Source organism: Microvirga sp. P5_D2 (assembly GCF_054049475.1).
Window position 1 is genome coordinate 1 of the sequence record NZ_JBFUMH010000010.1, and the last position, 19255, is coordinate 19255.

The 19255-nt window shown below is 61.9% G+C and carries 17 protein-coding genes; 7 read left to right on the forward strand and 10 right to left on the reverse strand.

Going from position 1 to position 19255, the window contains the following annotated elements; all coding sequences use genetic code 11:
- A partial coding sequence (locus ACXJKO_RS05440) for a hypothetical protein (RefSeq protein WP_457090068.1) occupies positions 1-186 on the forward strand: 186 nt, incomplete at its 5' end.
- 146 nt (positions 187-332) lie between these two features.
- Here the strand turns inward: ACXJKO_RS05440 and ACXJKO_RS05445 are convergent.
- Positions 333-710: a TfoX/Sxy family protein gene (locus ACXJKO_RS05445; protein WP_457090069.1), complete on the reverse strand. Its 378-nt coding sequence runs from the start codon at positions 708-710 to the stop codon at positions 333-335.
- 3 nt (positions 711-713) lie between these two features.
- Entirely contained in the window at positions 714-1097 is a 384-nt protein-coding gene (locus ACXJKO_RS05450; RefSeq protein WP_457090070.1) for a HesB/IscA family protein, read from the reverse strand.
- 174 nt (positions 1098-1271) lie between these two features.
- Between ACXJKO_RS05450 and ybaL the strand changes: the two genes are divergently transcribed.
- A complete protein-coding gene (ybaL, locus tag ACXJKO_RS05455) occupies positions 1272-3134 on the forward strand; it encodes a YbaL family putative K(+) efflux transporter (protein ID WP_457090071.1) in 1863 nt (620 codons plus the stop codon).
- Between the two features lie 84 nt (positions 3135-3218).
- Here the strand turns inward: ybaL and ACXJKO_RS05460 are convergent, their stop codons facing one another.
- From ACXJKO_RS05460 to ACXJKO_RS05485, 6 genes are all read right to left on the reverse strand, one after another.
- Positions 3219-3602, reverse strand: a complete 384-nt coding sequence (locus ACXJKO_RS05460; RefSeq protein ID WP_457090072.1) for an SUF system Fe-S cluster assembly protein — start codon at positions 3600-3602, stop codon at positions 3219-3221.
- Positions 3603-3614: 12 nt separating this feature from the next.
- Positions 3615-4850 carry a cysteine desulfurase gene (locus ACXJKO_RS05465; RefSeq protein WP_457090073.1) on the reverse strand — a complete coding sequence of 412 codons (1236 nt, stop codon included), beginning with the start codon at positions 4848-4850 and terminating at the stop codon, positions 3615-3617.
- Positions 4851-4908: 58 nt separating this feature from the next.
- Positions 4909-6222, reverse strand: a complete 1314-nt coding sequence (sufD, locus tag ACXJKO_RS05470; RefSeq protein WP_457090074.1) for a Fe-S cluster assembly protein SufD — start codon at positions 6220-6222, stop codon at positions 4909-4911.
- Position 6223: 1 nt separating this feature from the next.
- Positions 6224-6976 carry a Fe-S cluster assembly ATPase SufC gene (gene sufC, locus ACXJKO_RS05475; protein WP_457090075.1) on the reverse strand — a complete coding sequence of 251 codons (753 nt, stop codon included), beginning with the start codon at positions 6974-6976 and terminating at the stop codon, positions 6224-6226.
- A 122-nt stretch (positions 6977-7098) separates the two neighbouring features.
- Complete coding sequence (gene sufB / locus ACXJKO_RS05480) at positions 7099-8571, reverse strand: Fe-S cluster assembly protein SufB (protein ID WP_457090076.1); 1473 nt, start codon at positions 8569-8571, stop codon at positions 7099-7101.
- Positions 8572-8641: 70 nt separating this feature from the next.
- Positions 8642-9814, reverse strand: a complete 1173-nt coding sequence (locus ACXJKO_RS05485; RefSeq protein WP_457090077.1) for a cysteine desulfurase family protein — start codon at positions 9812-9814, stop codon at positions 8642-8644.
- A 231-nt stretch (positions 9815-10045) separates the two neighbouring features.
- Here ACXJKO_RS05485 and ACXJKO_RS05490 point away from each other — a divergent pair, with 231 nt between their 5' ends.
- From ACXJKO_RS05490 to ACXJKO_RS05500, 3 genes are all read left to right on the forward strand, one after another.
- Positions 10046-10708 carry an alpha/beta hydrolase gene (locus ACXJKO_RS05490; RefSeq protein WP_457090078.1) on the forward strand — a complete coding sequence of 221 codons (663 nt, stop codon included), beginning with the start codon at positions 10046-10048 and terminating at the stop codon, positions 10706-10708.
- A gap of 61 nt (positions 10709-10769) precedes the next feature.
- The gene (gene tyrS / locus ACXJKO_RS05495) at positions 10770-12032 is read left to right on the forward strand and encodes a tyrosine--tRNA ligase (RefSeq protein WP_457090079.1); all 1263 of its coding nucleotides are present in this window, start codon (positions 10770-10772) and stop codon (positions 12030-12032) included.
- Between the two features lie 70 nt (positions 12033-12102).
- Entirely contained in the window at positions 12103-12312 is a 210-nt protein-coding gene (locus ACXJKO_RS05500; RefSeq protein ID WP_457090144.1) for a DUF1737 domain-containing protein, read from the forward strand.
- A 17-nt stretch (positions 12313-12329) separates the two neighbouring features.
- On the opposite strand, the gene ACXJKO_RS05505 is transcribed toward ACXJKO_RS05500, so the two are convergent.
- Positions 12330-15704 carry a hypothetical protein gene (locus ACXJKO_RS05505; RefSeq protein WP_457090080.1) on the reverse strand — a complete coding sequence of 1125 codons (3375 nt, stop codon included), beginning with the start codon at positions 15702-15704 and terminating at the stop codon, positions 12330-12332.
- A gap of 242 nt (positions 15705-15946) precedes the next feature.
- Between ACXJKO_RS05505 and ACXJKO_RS05510 the strand changes: the two genes are divergently transcribed.
- On the forward strand, positions 15947-16417 hold the full coding sequence (locus ACXJKO_RS05510; RefSeq protein WP_457090081.1) for a peroxiredoxin: 471 nt from the start codon (positions 15947-15949) through the stop codon (positions 16415-16417).
- A gap of 90 nt (positions 16418-16507) precedes the next feature.
- Entirely contained in the window at positions 16508-17929 is a 1422-nt protein-coding gene (locus tag ACXJKO_RS05515; RefSeq protein ID WP_457090082.1) for a matrixin family metalloprotease, read from the forward strand.
- A gap of 54 nt (positions 17930-17983) precedes the next feature.
- Here ACXJKO_RS05515 and prfB read toward each other — a convergent pair.
- Positions 17984-19112, reverse strand: a protein-coding gene (gene prfB, locus ACXJKO_RS05520) for a peptide chain release factor 2 (protein ID WP_457090083.1) whose coding sequence is annotated in 2 segments (ribosomal slippage) — positions 17984-19042 and positions 19044-19112 — 1128 coding nt in all. Because the reading frame shifts where the segments join, the coding sequence is not laid out codon by codon here.
- Positions 19113-19255 lie beyond the last annotated feature (143 nt).

Genomic DNA, 19255 nt, shown 5'->3' on the forward strand with positions numbered 1-19255 from the left:
GCCTGCCTCGATCTGCTCCAGTTTGCGCTCGAAGGTGGCCCAGCGCATGCCTTTGGGCTTGTCGATGGGATCTCCAATGCCACCATCAGCTCCGAGACGCCTTCAGCGCTTGAACGCCTGACTGACGGCGCGGTCATAGGGGCTTTGGCGCTGGCAGCGGTAGGCGAAGTCGCCGCATCACGCTAGACGAGGCTCTTAGGGAAGACTTGAGGGTTAAGGCTTTCACGTCATCATCGCCGGCCTCGTGGCGGTGATCTCGATTGTTCAAGCGCGGCGTTTTTCAGAAGCAGAATGGCTGGAACAAGCCCGAACCTGACGGAGAATGCTACCCCTCAAGCCGGATCGCGCGCTCTCCGAACACCCGAGCTTTTCTTAGGCTTCTTTGCCCCAGCCACTTTCCGGCGCTGTGCGGCCTGAACCGCCATCCTGCCCAACTGCGCCGCCTCATCTGAATCATCCAGAGCCGATTCCGGCATGAGCCAGTAGCTCATGAGCGTAGTCCTGCCGTCCTTGGTCGTGTAGGCGAAGGGGCGTGAGCCGAGATCGCGGAAGGTCGCGATGCTTTCGTCATCGACCTTCAGGTACAATTCGCCACCGGCTTCCAGGGCAAACATCAGCTCGCCCTGATAGACGCCTTGCCCGCCGAACATCCTGCGAATGTGAATCGGTCCGAGGCCTCGGAAGACATCGCGAATGGCCCCGGCGTCCATGAGCTAGCTTGCCGATGATTGAAGATTCGAAGGCGTGGCGGGCGTGATGGCGACGGATTCGCCACAGCCGCAGGCCGAGGTCTGGTTCGGGTTGTTGAACACGAACTGGGACGACATCTTCGAGGTCTGGAAGTCCATCTCGGTGCCGAGCAGGAACAGCACCGCTTTCGGATCGATGAGCACGGTCACGCCCTTGTCCTCGATCACCTCGTCGAGCGGGTTGATGCTCTCGGCATATTCCATGGTGTAGGACATGCCGGCGCAGCCGCCGTTCTTGACGCCGACGCGTACGCCGACGATGGGCCTCTCGGCCTTTGCGATGATATCCTTGACGCGGGTTGCTGCCGCGTCGCTCAAGGTGACGACCTTGAAACCGGGTAGAGCCATTGGCCTTCTCTCCTGGCAGCCGGGTTCAAGGCCCGGGCAGAACGAGTACGATTACCCTTAGATAAGAGATGAGAGGGCAAACGTCGAGACCGTTCGGGGTTGTGCATACGGCCTAGGTAGACCATATGGGGTGAGCCTTACCCATAAGGAAATCCCACCCATCGAGGAGAACAGATGCCGCACCATACGCCGCTGATTTCAACCATTGTCGTCGGCCTGGTCCTGGCATTTATCTTCGGCGCCTTAGCACATCGCGTCCGCATTTCCCCCCTCGTTGGATATCTCATCGCAGGCGTTCTCGTTGGCCCCTTCACACCGGGCTACGTGGCGGACCAGGGTCTCGCCAATCAGCTCGCCGAAATCGGCGTAATCCTGCTGATGTTCGGCGTCGGCCTGCACTTTTCTCTCAAGGATCTCCTCTCCGTCCGCGCCATCRCCATCCCTGGAGCCGTGGTTCAGATCGCCGTCGCCACGGCTCTCGGAATGGGGTTGGCCTGGGTCATGGGCTGGAGCATCGCGGCGGGCGTGGTCTTCGGCCTTGCGCTCTCGGTCGCCAGTACCGTGGTGCTCCTGCGCGCCCTCCAGGAGCGCCGCCTCGTCGAAACAGAGCGTGGTCATATCGCCGTGGGCTGGCTGATCGTCGAAGATCTGGCGATGGTGCTGACCCTGGTGCTGCTGCCGGCCTTCGCCAATGCTACCTCCAGCGCCTCGGCGGATATGGAATCCATCGTGATTTCGCTGGGCCTCACGCTAGGCAAGGTCGTGGCCTTCGTGGCCATCATGCTCATCGTCGGCCGCCGGGTGATCCCCTGGATCCTTCACTACGTGGCGCATACGGGCTCACGGGAGCTGTTTCGCCTCTCGGTCCTCGCCATCGCCCTCGGTGCCGCGTTCGGCGCGGCCGAGCTGTTCGGCGTGTCGTTTGCTCTCGGCGCATTCTTTGCCGGCATGGTGTTGAGCGAGTCGGAGCTCAGTCATCAGGCAGCTTCCGAGTCTTTGCCCCTGCGCGACGCCTTCGCGGTGCTGTTCTTCGTGTCGGTCGGCATGCTGTTCGACCCGATGATCCTGGTGAACGAGTTCGGCCCGGTGATGGCGACCTTCCTCATCATCGTCGTCGGCAAGTCGCTGGCGGCGTTTGCCATCGTCAGGCTGTTCCGCCACCCCGATTCCACGGCGCTGACCATTGCGGCGAGCCTTGCGCAGATCGGCGAATTCTCCTTCATCCTCGCGGGCCTCGGCGTCGATCTTCAGCTGCTGCCCGAGCAGGGCCGCGACTTGATCCTGGCCGGCGCCATTCTCTCGATCCTGGTCAACCCGTTTCTGTTCACCCTGCTCGACCGCTGGTTCTCGAAGGGCGAAAAGGCAAAGGCCACTGCGAAGGCAGAGGCCGTCAAAGCCGAAAAGGAAGCTGTCGCGGCGGAGAAGGCGGCTGCCGCCGCACGGGAGCCGCTTCCAGTTACGCCACTCACCGATCACGTCGTTCTCGTGGGACACGGACGGGTCGGCAAGTTCATCAGCCACAAGATGACAGCCGCCGGCACGCCCTATCTTGTGATCGAGACCGAGAAGAATCAGGTTACGGATCTGCAGAAGGAAGGCTCGCCGGTCATTATCGGTAACGCCGCCGATCCAGAGGTCGCTGCAGCGGCGAACATCAAGGAGGCCAGGTGCCTCCTGGTAGCGATCCCGGACGCATTCGAGAGCGGCCAAGTCGTCGAACAGTCGCGCAGGCTCAATCCAGATCTGCCCATTATCGTGCGGGTTCACTCCGACGCCCAGGAGGAACACGTCATGAAGTATGGTGCCTCCCGAATCGTCATGGGCGAGCAGGAGATCGCGCGGGCAATGTTCGCCGCCGTGCCCGACGCACCCCGCGAGCCGGTTCTGTCGGCCGTCGAGGATGCCAATGAGCACCCGGAAGTGGCGGCCCAGCTATCAGAGGATGAGGCAGACGTGAAGGCCCATGCCAGACCGACGGCCGAGGAGCCGGTGATCGAACGGCCGCTCGACAAAACGGCGGACGATTCGGGGCGCTGAGACCCTCACAACTCTTCCAGACATAAAAAAGGCCGGGACGAACCCGGCTATTTTCACGAATTGCGTATCGAGCCTACGACGGCCCTACCACATGTCGAGCGCGACACGGGCCTCGTCGGACATGCGGCTCTGATCCCACGGCGGGTCGAACACGATGGTGGCCTTGACGCTCTGGACACCCGGCACGGCCGCGACTGCGTTCTCTACCCAGCCCGGCATCTCGCCCGCGACGGGGCAGCCCGGTGCCGTGAGGGTCATGTCGATGGCCACGTTGCGGTTGTCGTCGATATCGACCCGGTAGATCAGACCAAGCTCGTAGATGTCGGAGGGGATCTCAGGGTCATAGACGGTCTTGAGGGCTGCGATGATGTCGTCCGTCATGCGGTCGAGCTCTTCGGGCGGAATCCCTGCGCCTGGGGAGACCTGCGGTGCGTTGGGCCCGTCATGGATGGGTGTCTGGTCGTTCACAGGTTTGATCCTTCAGGCAAACAGGGTTTCCGCCTTCTGCAAGGCGTCCGCCAGCTTATCGACTTCTTCCATGGTGTTGTAGAGGCCGAATGAGGCGCGGCAGGTGGAAGTTGCGCCGAACCGCTCTAGCAGCGGCATGGCGCAATGGGTGCCGGCACGAACCGCCACGCCCTGCCGGTCGATGATGGTCGCGACGTCATGGGCATGGGCGCCCTTCATCTCGAAGGCGAGAATTGGACCCTTGCCCTTAGCTCTACCGATGATGCGGATGGAGTTCATGGCGCCGAGYCGCTCATGGGCATAGGCCGACAGGGCCTCCTCATGGGCGCGGATATTCTCCCGGCCCAGGTGCAACATGAAGCGCAGAGCGGCATCGAGCCCGATGGCCTCGATGATGGCAGGAGTGCCGGCCTCGAAGCGGTGCGGCGGATCATTGTAGGTGATCGCGTCCTGGCGGACCTCGCGGATCATCTCACCGCCGCCGGAATAGGGCGGCATCTTCTCGAGCAAAGCGCTCTTGCCGTAGAGAACGCCGATACCCGTGGGGCCATAGACTTTGTGGCCGGTGAAAACATAGAAATCCGCATCGAGATCGCGCACGTCCACATCGAGGTGCACGGCGCCCTGTGCACCGTCCACGAGAACGGGCACGCCATGCGCATGGGCGATGCGGATGATGTCCTTGATCGGCGTCACCGTGCCGGTCACGTTCGACATATGCGTGATGGAAACGATCTTGGTGCGCGGCGAGATCAGCTTCTCGAATTCGTCGAGGAGGAAATTGCCCTCGTCGTCCACCGGCGCCCACTTGATCACCGCGCCTTTGCGCTCACGCAGGAAGTGCCAGGGCACGATGTTGGAATGGTGCTCCATGATGGAGAGGATGATCTCATCACCCTCCCCGATATTCATGCGTCCGAACGAATCCGCCACGAGGTTGTAGGCTTCCGTGGCCGACTTGGTGAACACGATCTCGTTGACGGACTCGGCATTGAGGAACGCACGCACGGTCTCACGCGCCTGCTCGAACCCTTCGGTCGCCGCGTTCGCCATGAAGTGCAGGCCGCGATGAACGTTCGCGTAGCCCGTCTGCATGGTGTTCACCATGGCGTCGATCACCGCGAGCGGCTTCTGGGCCGAAGCGGCGTTGTCGAGATAGACGAGGGGCTTGCCATAGACCTGCTCGYCCAGGATCGGAAACTGCGCCCGGATCGCTTCGACATCGTAGGGCTTCACAGGTGCGTTCATTGCCTGATCCATTTCTCTGACGTCATGGCCGGGCTTGTCCCGGCCATGACGTAGTGTCTTACGAACGAGCCTTCAGCCAGCCCTCGACGGTGCCGATCAGGGCCTCGCGGGCGGCTTCGTTCTCGACGAACTCGATCGCCTCGCCGAGGAAGGCCTGAACCAGCAGGCTCTCGGCCACCTTCTTCGGCAGGCCGCGAGCCATGAGGTAGAACAGGAGATCCTCGTCGAGCTGGCCGCAGGTGGCGCCGTGGGCGCACTGCACGTCGTCGGCGAAGATTTCGAGTTCGGGCTTGTTGTTCATCGACCCGCCCTCCTCCAGGAGGAGCGCCGCCGACATCATGCGGCCGTCGGTCTTCTGGGCGTGATGCGGAACGATGATCTTGCCCTGGAAAACGCCGGTCGCCTCATTGTCGATGACTGTCTTGAACAGCTCGCGGCTCTCGCAGTGGAGCGCATTATGCTCGACCACCAGCGTGGAATCGCTGTGCTGCGTACCTTTAAGCATCGTTGCGCCGTTGACGCGCAGGTTCGTGTTGTCGCCATTGAGAATGGCGTAAACCTGATGGCGGGACACGGCTGGGCCGGCCACCACGTTGATGCTGTTGAACAATGCATCGGCGCCGACCTTCAGGGCCAGCGTCGACAGGGCCAGCGACTTGTCGCCTTCCGCATTCACGCGCACGTGCTGCACGTTGGTACGGTCGCCCGCGATCAGCTCGATCACGTCGTTCGGCTGATGGTTCGCGCCATCGGTGCTCTCGTGGCTCTCGAACAGGGTCACGGATGCACCCTCCTCCACCACCACCAGAATGCGGGTCGCGGTGGCGACCGCCGAAGCGGAAGCCGTGACGAAGCGCAGGTGAACCGGGGTCTCGACGGGGCCGGCCACGCGGATCATGACGCCATCGGCCATGAACGAGGTGTTGAGCTGGTAGACCGGGTTCTCGCTCGCCCACGGAACCGGGCTGAGCTTGGCCAGCCATTCGTGGCCGTTCGCCAGAGCCTCGGCCAGGGGCACGATCTCGACGTTCTCGGGCAGGTTATGGAAGTCCACCGCATCGCGCACGAAATGGCCGTTCACGAACGGCACCTCAAGCGCCTCAATGCCCGCGAGCGTCTTGGCGTTCCGGAGAGCGCTCTTGGCCTCGTCCGCGGAGGGCACGCCAGCGAAGGGGGCGACCTCGCGCATCAGGGCGCGCAGATCCGTGTACTTGAACTCCTCGACCCGGCGGTGAGGAAGGCCGCGCGAGTTGAACTGCTCGAAGGCCTGGGCGCGCGATTCCGCATTGCCCGGGAGCACGGACTTCGTGCTCTCGAAGGCCTGCACCAGCGCTGTTTCCGCCGGCGTCTTCATGAGGGTCACGTCAGCCATGTTAGGCGGCCTCGCTTTCCCGGTAATCGGCATAGCCGTTGGCTTCGAGCTCGAGCGCCAGATCCTTGCCACCCGAGCGCACGATACGGCCGCCATGCATCACGTGCACGCTATCGGGCACGATGTGGTTCAGGAGGCGCTGATAGTGCGTGATGACGAGGAAGGCGCGATCCGGCGAACGGAGCGAGTTCACACCTTCCGACACGATGCGCAGCGCGTCGATGTCGAGGCCGGAATCCGTCTCGTCCAGGATGCAGAAGGACGGCTGGAGCAGCGCCATCTGCAGGATTTCCATGCGCTTCTTCTCACCGCCGGAGAAGCCGACGTTCAGGGCGCGCTTGAGCATGTCCTTGGGAATTTCGAGCTTCGCGGCGGCTGCGTTCACCTGCTTGATGAAGTCGGGAGTCGAAAGCTCATCCTCACCGCGCGCCTTGCGCTGGGCATTCATGGCGGCCTTCAGGAAGGTCATCGAGCCGACGCCGGGGATCTCCAGCGGATACTGGAAGGCCAGGAACACGCCGGCGGCGGCGCGCTGATCGGCCTCCATCTCCAGCAGGTTCTCGCCGTTGAGCAGGATCTCACCGTCGAGGATCTCGTAGTCCTCCTTGCCGGCGATCACATAGGACAGGGTCGACTTGCCCGAGCCGTTCGGGCCCATGATGGCAGCGACCTCGCCCTTGTTCACGGTGAGGTTGAGGCCGTTGAGAATGCGCTTGTCCTCGATCTGGACAACAAGGTTCTTGATTTCGAGCATTTGTGAATTCCATCCACGTCATCCCGGACGGCTTGAAAGCCGATCCGGGATCGTTATCCGAATTGAACTGGTTTTCGCGATCCCGGTTCTTAGCTTCGCTTGGCCGGGATGACACGTGTTCCTTAACCGACCGAGCCTTCCAGCGAGATCGAAATCAGCTTTTGCGCTTCCACCGCGAACTCCATCGGGAGCTGCTGCAGCACGTCCTTCACGAAGCCATTCACGATGAGCGCGGTTGCCTCTTCTTCCGAGAGACCGCGCTGCTGGCAGTAGAACATCTGATCCTCGGAGATCTTCGATGTCGTCGCCTCGTGCTCGAACACGGCACTCGCGTTCTTCGACTCGATGTAGGGCACCGTATGCGCGCCGCACTGGTTGCCGATGAGGAGCGAGTCGCAGTTCGTGAAGTTGCGCGCGCCGGTCGCCTTGCGGTGAGCCGACACGAGGCCGCGATAGGTGTTCTSSGACTTGCCSGCSGCGATGCCYTTSGAGATGATCCGGCTCGTGGTGTTCTTGCCSAGATGGATCATCTTCGTGCCGSAATCGACCTGCTGCATGCCGTTCGACACAGCGATCGAGTAGAACTCACCACGCGAGTTGTCGCCGCGCAGGATGCAGGACGGRTAYTTCCAGGTGATCGCCGAACCSGTCTCCACCTGAGTCCAGGTGATGACCGAGTTCTTGCCACGGCAATCGCCGCGCTTGGTCACGAAGTTGTAGATGCCGCCCCGGCMCTCGGCGTCGCCGGGATACCAGTTCTGCACCGTCGAATATTTGATCTCGGCATCGTCGAGGGCGATCAGCTCGACCACGGCGGCGTGAAGCTGGTTCTCGTCGCGCTTCGGGGCCGTGCAGCCTTCGAGATAGGACACGTATGAGCCCTTGTCCGCGATGATCAGCGTGCGTTCGAACTGGCCGGTATTCTTCTCGTTGATGCGGAAGTACGTGGACAGCTCCATCGGGCAGCGGACGCCCGGCGGAATGTAGACGAACGAGCCGTCGGTGAAGACAGCCGAATTCAGCGTCGCGAAGAAGTTGTCTGTCACCGGAACCACGGYGCCGAGATACTGGCGCACGAGGTCGGGATATTCGCGGATGGCTTCCGAGATCGGCATGAAGATCACGCCTGCCTTCGCCAGCTCTTCCTTGAAGGTCGTGGCAACCGACACGGAATCGAACACCGCGTCGACGGCGACCCGGCGCTCCGGCTCGACGCCTGCGAGGATTTCCTGCTCGCGCAACGGAATGCCGAGCTTCTCGTAAGTCTTGAGAATCTCAGGGTCCACCTCGTCGAGGGACTTCGGCGCCGGGTTCATCTTCGGAGCGGCGTAGTAATAAATGTCGTTGTAGTCGATCTTGTCGTACGACACGCGCGCCCAGTTCGGCTCGGTCATGGTGAGCCAGCGCTTGTAGGCGTCGAGGCGCCATTGGAGCATCCACTCCGGCTCGCCCTTCTTGCCCGAGATGAAGCGGATTACGTCCTCGGAGAGGCCCTTCGGCGACTTCTCCATCTCGACTTCGGTCTCGAAGCCATACTTATACTGGTCGACGTCGATCAATCGAACCTGATCGATGGTCTCCTGCACTGCAGGCATCTGTCTCTCCCACCGCTCACGGCTTCAAGGGCCGGGGGTTGATATGGACATGGAAAACTGGCGGAGCCGTTCAGGCCGCGCTCGCCTTCCGCTTATATAAGGTGCCGACCACCCTTTCGCACGCCTCCGCGAAGCGGATCACGTCCTCTTTTGTGGTCGTCCACCCCAAACTCACTCGCAAAACGCCCTCGGCAAGCGCCGGCTCGACGCCCATGGCATCGAGCACATGCGACCGCTTGACCTTTCCGGACGAGCAGGCCGAACCGGAGGACAGGGCAATTCCCGCCAGATCGAAGGCGATCAACGCCGTCTCGGCCTTGAGGCCGGGTATGGCAAAGGCGAGAGTATTAGGCAACCGTTCAACGCCCGCACCCACAACAAGAGCGTCAGAAGCAAGCCGGAGAACTTCGGTCTGAGCCTCGTTCCGCAGGGCCTGGAGCTTTTCGGTCTCCGTATCTAGCCCTGCGAGGGCAAGCGTGGCCGCCGCGCCGAAGCCGGCGATACCGGCCACGTTCTCGGTGCCGGCCCGGTAGTTCTTCTCCTGCCCGCCACCCCGGATCAGCTTTTCAGCGATCTCGTATTGTTCGGAGGCCAGGACAAGAGCGCCAACACCCTTTGGCCCGCCGAGCTTGTGCGCGGACAGGGTCAGCGCATCGACGCCAAGAGCGGCGATATCAACCGAGATTCGGCCTGCCGCCTGGACGGCATCCGTATGGACGAGGCCGCCATGCTCATGAACGAGCGCTGCAATCTCAGCCACGGGCTGGATCACGCCGGTCTCGTTGTTGGCCAACTGCACGGAGACCAGAACTCGCTCCCCACCCGCCTGTTCGAGGTGGACCTTGAGCCAGGCCAGATCAAGGATTCCGTTGGAATCGACAGGAATGAGCCCAACCCGGTCGGCAGTAAAACGGTGTCCGTTGAGAACGCAAGGATGCTCGGTCGCTCCGATAAGGAGCAGTGGCGTGCTCGGCTGGCCCAGCCTGCGGAAGGACGGGGTCAGCACCAGATTGGCGGCCTCGGTGCCGCCACTCGTGAACACGGTGTTTTTGGCCTTGGCTCCAACGAGCCTGGCAACGCTTGTCCGCGCGGCTTCGATCTCGGCCCGTGCGGCACGGCCCTCGGTATGAATCGACGAAGCATTGCCCGGCATCTGAAGCGCCCGCAGGACCACCTCCGCCACCTCGGACCGCAAGGGCGAAGTGGCATTGTGGTCGAGGTATGTGCGCTGGCCGATTGCCATGGATACCGCCTAAGCCTCACGAAATTCTTGCAATTGACCCTGGGTGCCGTGCTAAAGCACCGCAACCGCATGTGTTCGATGTTTTACGGGGGCGCTATTGCCCCGCCATATTGAAACATCAGAACATTTTAGAAGAATTCTAAGGGTTTTTTATGAGAATCCCTGGCCTTGGTCAAGGTCGCATGGGGTTTTCCCTCTCCCGAGCGAGAGGTGAGCAAGAGGTTCGCGTACATGCCTGAGGTTATCTTCACGGGTCCTGCCGGCCGCATCGAAGGCCGTTACCAGCCCGCCAAGGAAAAAGGCGCTCCGATCGCCATCATCCTGCATCCGCACCCGCAGTTCGGCGGCACGATGAACAACCAGATCGTGTACAACCTGTACTATGATTTCGTGAAGCGTGGCTTCTCGGTGCTGCGCTTCAACTTCCGCGGCGTCGGCCGCAGTCAGGGCGCCTTCGACCACGGCCAGGGCGAATTGTCGGATTCCGCCGCCGCCCTCGACTGGGCGCAGGCCATGAACCCTGACGCCCGCGCCTGCTGGATCGCCGGCGTGTCCTTCGGCGCTTGGATCGGCATGCAGCTTCTCATGCGTCGCCCGGAGATCGAGGGCTTCATCTCGATTGCCGCCATGGCGAACCGCTACGACTTCTCGTTCCTCGCCCCCTGCCCTTCCTCCGGCCTGTTCGTGCATGGCTCGGAAGACCGCGTGGCCCCGGTGAAGGACGTGGTCAGCGTGATCGAGAAGGTGAAGACGCAAAAGGGCGTGAAACTCGAGCACGCGGTTATCGATGGTGCCAACCACTTCTTCGACGGCAAGGTCGACGAGCTGATGGTCTCCGTGGACGAATACCTCGACAAGCGCCTCGGCGCGGCCGCGGAAGCAGAGCAGATCTGATCTCAAGGCTCCTGAAGAGGGGCCTTCCAACAATCACGATAGACGACAGACGAGAGCCGCGATGAACGCGCCACGTTCCGAATTCCTCAAGGTCCTCACCGAGCGAGGCTTTATTCACCAGACGTCCGATTTCGAGGGCGTGGATGAGGCAGCGCTGGAGAGCCGGCTCACCACTTATGTCGGCTATGACTGCACCGGCCCGTCGCTGCATGTGGGCCACCTGCTCTCCATCATGATGCTGCACTGGCTGCAGAAGACGGGCGCTGGCAAGCCGATCACGCTCATGGGTGGCGGCACGACTCGCGTGGGCGATCCTTCCGGCAAGGACGAGAGCCGCAAGCTCCTGACCGTCGAGCAGATCGAGGCCAACAAGGAGAGCATCAGGACGGTGTTCTCGCGCTTCATCTCCTTCGGTGACGCCAAGTCCGATGCGATGATGGTCGACAATGCGGAGTGGCTGACCAAGCTCAACTACATCGAGTTCCTGCGCGATGTGGGCCGGCACTTCTCGGTCAACCGGATGCTGTCCTTCGACAGCGTGAAGATGCGCCTCGAGCGCGAGCACGAGTTGTCCTTCCTGGAATTCAACTACATGATCCTCCAGGCCTACGACTTCGTGGAGCTGAGCAAGCGCTACGGCTGCGTGCTGCAGATGGGCGGCTCGGACCAGTGGGGCAACATCGTCAACGGCATCGATCTCGGCCGCCGCCTCGGCACGCCTCAGCTCTACGCCGTGACCTGCCCGCTGCTCACCACCGCATCCGGCGCGAAGATGGGCAAGACGGCGTCCGGCGCCGTGTGGCTCAACGCCGACATGCTGAGCCCTTACGATTACTGGCAGTTCTGGCGCAACACCGAGGACGCGGACGTTCCGCGCTTCCTGAAGCTGTTCACGATCCTGCCGATGGAGGAGATCGCCAAGCTCTCCGCGCTCCAGGGCGCCGAGATTAACGAGGCGAAGAAGGTGCTGGCAACGGAAGCCACCGCCCTGCTCCACGGCCGCGAGGCGGCGGAGCTGGCTGCGGAAACGGCACAAAAAACCTTCGAGCAGGGCGCGCTCGCCGAGAGCCTGCCCACCATCGAAGTGCCCTCCAATGTTCTTGCAGAGGGCCTCGGTGTTCTCACCGCCTTCGGCCCCGACTACGCCAAGCTCGTGCCCTCCTCCAGCGAGGCGCGGCGTCAGGTGAAGAGCGGCGGCCTCAAGGTCAATGACCAGACCGTCTCCGACGAGCGCGGCACGCTTGGCCCCTCGGACCTGACAGCCGAAGGCGTGATCAAGCTCTCCTTCGGCAAGAAGAAGCATGTGTTGCTGCGGGCTGTTTGAGATACGATTCGAGATCGCGTTATGACGACGCAATAACGTAACTCCCGGCACAGATGGATGCCGGGAGAACATCACGAAACTTTTTCGCTATTTTACAGGCCCCGATGACCCGAGCTTCTGCGAGCGAGTCACTGCTGCCTTGAATGCGGACTGGGAGCTATATGGCACCCCTACCCTCACCTACAGCGAAGACAGACGGCGCGTGATCTGCGGGCAGGCACTGGTCAAAGAAGTCGAGGGCGTCGAATACACGCCAGACATTGACCTTTCGAAGCAATAGCCTATCTCGAAAACCCACTACCGCTCGGGCGTCGCAGGCGCCAAATCCGTCTGCGACGGTTCCGCTCCCACGCCAAATAACTTGCGCAGGAAGCCTGGCGCGACCGCCGAGAGCGGGTTGACGGTCAGCGTCGGCGCGCTGGCCTGTCCGCCGACGCGGAAATTGACTGCGAACAGGCCCTCGTATTGTCCGCCACCCAGCAGGGGCCCGAAGAGCGGGACTTGGGCGAAGACGTTGTTCAGGCCGTAAGCCGGAACGAAGGTGCCGGAGATATCCATCCGATCGCGGCTGTAATCGATGAAACCACCGAGAGTGAAGCCGATCTGGTTGCCGAAGATCGCAGCGTCCTTGAAATCGACGCGGCCTGCCGCGCGGGTGAATTCCACACGCGCCTTGGTGAACGAGATCTCGTTGACATCGACGCGCACCGCCTGCGGATTGCCGGCACGGTCCTGCCCGGCAACGACCTGGGTCTGCGTGGGAATGATCCGGCGCAAAGCGGGCTCGTTCACGAGAGTGAATGAGCGCAGCATCACGAAGCCGCTCTGCGGCCCCTCGCCTGTCGCCATCTGAAGGATGAGATCGCCGCCRACCATGCGCCGATAGGTATCGGTGAAGCGCAGCAGAGCGCCCGCGTCGTCGGCCTGCACGACGATGACCGAGCCTGTCCGCCCCTGCGCATCGGTGCGGCCGATGACGTTGGTGGCGCCGAGCCGCCCCTTCATGTCGAGCTGGCGCAGCACCTCTTTCCGCATCGAGGCCTTGACCGAGGCACCGGTGATGGCCTCGTTGTTGTAGCCCGTCAGGATATTGAGGTTCAGGTCGAGATCGACATCCTTGGACGACGATCCGTTGCGACTGGGCGATGAAGATTGCCCACCGAAATCCTTCAGGAATGGACGCGCATCGCCCGTATTGCCCCTGATCGTGACCTTATAGGCGCCGTTCGCGCGCTCCAGTTGTGCGCGCATGTCGTCGCCGGGCGAGATCTTGAAGGTGGTCAGGTCGGCCTTTTCGAGATTGCCTTCATCGGACAATGTCGCCGTGCCGCGTAGCTGCACCGATCCGCTGTCGAGCTGGAGATCCTGGATCTCCGTGCCCTGTTGGGTATCGAGCATGGTAAAGGTGATCTTGCCCGGCCGGCCCGCGGCCTTGGTCCAGCCGGGGATCAATTGATCGACGCCCGTTTTCGCCAGATCCGCCTCCACGAGCGTGCCGGCGGGAGCGGGTTGCCCGAGCGGGAGCGTGGCCTTGATCGCGACGCTGCCGGTCAGCTGCGAGCCGAAGGATAGGCCGCGTTTGGAGCGTGCGGCTTCGTCCAGCGCGAAGGATACGACCGCCTGCCCATTCTGGCGGCCCTTCTGCACGTCGATGGCGGCAGCGCCGCCGCCGATCTTGCCATCGCCCTTGATCGCCAGATCGCCCTTGTCATAGGCGAYGTTGAGATTGGCGGCCTCGAGCTTGTCCTTGCCGAAAACCTTGTCGATGCTCAGGTCGTTCAGAGTGCCTGCGATTTTGATGGGCAGGTCTTGGACCGCCGGAATGTTGGCCACCGGCAGGCCGATGCCGACGCGCAGATCCGCCTTGCCCTTCATGGTCGCGGGATCGACCTCGAAACCGGCGAGTTCCTTCACGAGCGGAGATTGCAGAAGCGCGCCCACGCCGTCAGCTCCGCCGGTGAGCCGGAAGTTGATGCGCGCCTGTGCTTTGTCATCCCAATAATTGTCGAGGGCGAAGGTGCCCTCTGAGGCGTTGAGGTTGTGGGCGCCCGCCATCTCCACATAGCCCGTGGGCGCGCGCAGGGAGACCTTGGTGCCGGAGACCTGCCCGGTCACATCCATGCGCGAGATCGGCGGAAGTCCCTCAGCCGCTTGGAGGATGCCTTGAGAGATCACGAAGTTGATCTTCACCGAGTCATCCGCGATTGGCCCGCCCAGCATGGATTTCTCCACGTCGGCGCCCTTCATCGCGACCTTGAGGTCGAAGCTTTCCAGCAGCCCACCCTTCAGGTTGGAAACCAGAAAACGTCGCACAGGCGGCGCGACGGCTTCGGGCCAGATACGCAAGGCGGAGCGCAAGTTGGTCTTCGAGGCCGTCACATCGAATTTGATGCCCTTCGGATCGTCGGCAGACGCCACGGCGCCGCTGACATCCACGTTGAGATCAGGCCCGCGCAGCTTCAAGGACTTGATCGCGATGCCATCCGGGCCGGACAGCTCCGCTTCCGCCATGCCGACCTGTAAGGGCGCGTCGCCGGGTGCGGCACCCGCCCAGGCGAGGTCCTTGCCGCTCAGGCGCAGGCGCCAGGGATCGCTGACGGTCGGAGCCGCAAGCTGCCCCTGGAGCTTGAGGCGCGTTTCGCCGCCCTTCATCTCGATGGTCGGCAGGTTGAGAGTTTTTTTCGCCTCGTCCCAATCGGCCACGATGGTGGCGCGCTCGACCGGCAGGGCCGAAGTATCCTTGTCCTCGATCTGGATCGTGCCGGCATTGCTGTCGAGGCGTGTCTTCAGCTCCGTCACGCGGCCATCGGCATAGGCCACATCGAAGCGGCCCGAGAATTCAAGATCGGTTGCGGCCGGCAACTCGGACAGGCCGCTCAGCAGCAGGATATCCTGGATCGGCGCGGCATCCGCCGAGACGACTGCGCGATAAGCCCCGTTGCCCTCGTCCCTCGCATCGCCGCTCAGCTGCCAAGGCCCCTGGTCGCCCACCACCGTCGCCGCGAAATGGCGTCCGCCATCCCCGGCCCAGTCGAAGGTCGCATCCACGCGCTGATAATTGGCGCGCTCGCGCAGATCCGCATCGATGAAGACGAGTTGCGCATTGGTCAGCTGCGCGCGGCCGAGCGAACTGAGAATGCTGCGCGGGCCGACCACTAGATCGAAGAGGGACCCGACCGTGCCCGAGACCTGCGAGGGTCCGTCGGTCTTGACGGCGAGCGCAGCGGCAGCCTCCGTCGAGGGAGCGGGCTTGGCGGCGGGAGGCGTGGAAGCCTGCCCTTCTTCGCCTGCCGGAACCGGCGAGAAGGCCAGCGAGCCGTCCCGGTTGACCAGGACCCGCAATTGCAGGTCCCTCACCTCGATGGATTTCGGCTGGAGATTGGCAGTGACCAGGGACAAAAGGTCCATGCTCACCAAGGCATAAGGAGCCCGCAGCACGAGTTCGCCGCCGGGGGCGCGGATGTCCAATCCGTTGGCGCGCAGGGCCGGCACGCCGTCCTGCAGCTCGATGGCGGTATTCCGAAGCGTCACCGCCCAGCCGGGGCCGATGCGGGCAGCAATCGACTCCGCCACCCGCTCGGGCAGGCGTCCGAAGCTCAAGGGCGCCGCCGACAATCGCAGATAGACCAAGCCGAAAGCCACGCCCAGGAAAACGACAAGCCCAAGCTTCACATACAGCGCACCACGAAGCATCCTGCGCAGGACGCTTCGTTTGGCCGGTTCTCGCCGGGACAACGTAGTGCGGAATGGCAATTTCATTCTATGATGTCGGGCAGCCGGTTTCTTGTACGTTCGCGACGCGAGGGAATCAGGGGGAGACCTTAGCTGTCCTGGGAGCCCCCCGCGACCGCCTCTTTCCCGTCGTGCACATCAGAGGTTCCAACCAGTATATTCCGCCAAAAGGAAGGCGAATAATGTCTCTAATTCTTGGAAAACAAGCCCCAGCCTTCTCTCTTCCCGCCACAGGAGGCCAAGCGATCACCCTCGACAGCCTCAAGGGCAGAAAGATCGTGCTCTACTTCTACCCGAAGGACGACACGAGCGGCTGCACGCTGGAAGCCAAGGATTTCCAAGCTCTCAGGAAGGAATTCGCGGCCGCGGACACCGAGGTTATCGGCGTCTCGCCGGACTCCCTGAAGAGCCACGACAAGTTCCGCACGAAGTACGGCCTCGATTTCACCCTCGCGTCGGACGAGGCCAAGACGATGCTGGAGGCCTATGGCGTCTGGGTGGAGAAGAACATGTATGGCCTCAAATACATGGGAGTGCAGCGCACCACCGTGCTGATTGACCGGGACGGCAACATCGCGCGGATTTGGAACAAGGTGAAGGTAGCGGGCCACGCCGAGGAAGTACTGGAGGCCGCCCGGGCTCTTCGCTCGTGACAGAATAGGCCACCTTTACTTATTGCAACCTCAAAGTGAAACGTTGTACGGTTTCAGAAATATCGTTTTTCACGAGTAAAGCTTAGCCAAATGCCGGACCACAAAGCCATCCTTTCGGGCCAGAGCTGGAACGCGCTTCCCTCTCTTAAGAACAACAAGCAGCCGGTGTTCCTCACCTATACATTTAATAGCCTGATGTGGGGCGCGACGAGATTTGGTGGCGAAGACAAGGCTATGGCGCGCAAAGCCTTGAAGATGTGGGGAGATGCCTCCGGCATCCGTTTCATTGAGGTCAAAGGGAAAAGTGCCGAGCTGAAATTTCAGTGGAAATACGATTGGGGAGACCACAGCGCCTGGGCGGAATTCCCGAAACTCAGCCGCGAGAATTCCGACGAGGGACTCGTTCGGGACTTCGACGGCGGCAATGTTTACATGAATGCCCGGTATCGCAGCGACTTTTCACAACACCAGCCGTTCAAGCTCTACATTCTGCTGCATGAGATCGGCCATGCGCTCGGCCTCAAGCATCCCTTCCACAAGATGCCTTACAACAAGCAATTGTTGAGGTCTGACCTCGATCACGTGAAGCACACCGTGATGAGCTACACGGGGGGCGACATCAAAATGCAGCCGGTCGGCCTCGGCGCGTTGGACATCCAGGCGATCCGAGCTCTCTACGGCAACCCGTCGCAGGATGGAAAACAGGTCGCGACGTGGAGCTGGAGCAAGGCCACGCAAACCCTAACCCAGATCGGCAAGAGCACGGCGGACGTCATCCATGGCGTCGCTGTCAAGGATATCATCCAAGGCGGCCATGGTGACGACAAGATCTATGGCTTCGACGGCAACGACACTCTCTATGGAGAGACCGGCGATGATTTCCTGAGCGGCAGCGACGGCGATGATCTCCTCTACGGCGATATCGGCAATGATGTCCTGAGAGGTGGATACGAGAACGACACGCTGTACGGAGGTGCCGGCAACGATGCCCTCAGCGGCGGCTATGACGATGACATCCTGTACGGAGACTTCGGCAACGATATCCTGAAGGGCGGATATGGCAATGACATGCTGCACGGTGGAGACGGCAACGATTATCTGGACGGTGGAGATGATGATGCCAGTATGTCCATCTACTGGGACAATGACGACACCTTAAAAGGTGGCGCAGGAAGCGATACCCTGAAAGGGAGTAAGGACAGCGATCATTTTGTTTTCGATACCTGGTTCAATGGTGTCGACGATGTCGATCTGATCGTCGACTTCGACAATTCGGATGACATGATCGTCCTGTCCTCGACCATCTTCGGCACCCTTGCGAAAGGCACGTTGCTTTACGACGCTTTCGTGACAGGCCCAACCGCGGCGGATCTGAATGACCGGATCATATTCAACGATGTTGAGCACTCTCTTGCTTATGATCCTGACGGCACCGGCCCCTCGGCAGCCGTACGCTTTGCGAAATTCCAAGAAAGGGTGAGCATCTACAACAACGACATTCTCGTCGTTTGAGCCGGGACACCCGCAACGGAAAAGGCCCACTCGATCGAGCGGGCCTTTTCCATTTTAATCGATGTCCTCGACTTCCTCAGCCCCACCATAGACGCGTTGGGCGAGAGAGGCTTCGATGAAGGGGTCGATGTCGCCGTCGAGCACGTCCTGCGGGGTCTGGGACTGGGTGCCCGTGCGCAGATCCTTCACGAGCTGGTAGGGCTGCAGCACGTAGGAGCGGATCTGGTGGCCCCAGCCGATATCCGTCTTGGACGCGGCTTCGGCGCTCGCCTTTTCCTCACGCTTCTTCAGCTCCGCCTCGTAGAGACGGGCGCGCAGCATGTTCCAGGCGGTCGCGCGGTTCTTGTGCTGCGAACGCTCCTGCTGGCAGGCCACGACGATACCGCTCGGGATATGCGTGATGCGCACCGCCGAGTCCGTGGTGTTCACGTGCTGGCCGCCTGCACCGGATGAGCGGAACGTGTCGATGCGGCAGTCCGATTCCTTGACCTCGATGTTGATGCGGTCATCCACCACCGGATAGACCCACACCGAAGCGAAGCTCGTGTGGCGGCGCGCGTTCGAGTCATAGGGCGAAATGCGCACGAGGCGGTGCACGCCCGACTCGGTCTTGAGCCAGCCATAGGCGTTGTGACCCTTGATCAGGAGCGTAGCGCTCTTGATGCCGGCCTCTTCGCCGTCGGTGATTTCGAGCAATTCGACCTTGTACTTCCGGCGCTCGGCCCAGCGGGCATACATGCGCTGGAGCATGTTGGCCCAGTCCTGGCTCTCCGTGCCGCCGGCGCCGGAATGCACTTCGACGTAGGTGTCGTTGGCATCGGCTTCGCCGGAGAGAAGCGTTTCCACCTGGCGGCGGGCAGCCTCTTCCTGAAGGGTGCGGATCGTCTCCTCGCCTTCCTTGATGGTGCCCTCGTCCTCTTCCATTTCGCCGAGTTCGATCAGCGTGATGGCGTCGTCGAGTTCCTGCTCCATGCGCTTGATGGCGGAGATCTGGTCCTCCAAGGACGTGCGCTCGCGCATGATCTTCTGCGCGGCCTCCGCATCGTTCCAGAGGTTGGGATCTTCGGCGTTGGCGTTCAGTTCGGCGAGGCGGCGCTGGGCATTATCCCAGTCAAAGATGCCTCCTCAGCAGCCCGACTGACTGCTTGGTCTCTTCTACGAGGTGTTCGATTTCGGCGCGCATTGTGCTGGTTTCTATGCCTTGGTTCGTGGCGGTCTTAAGGGGAGCGCTCCGTGGTGTAAAGCAGCCCTGCCCTCAAAAACCGATGATCGCCGCGGCACAAATCATACCTGCAGCGACCATGAGGTTTTCGTTCAGGAGATGCG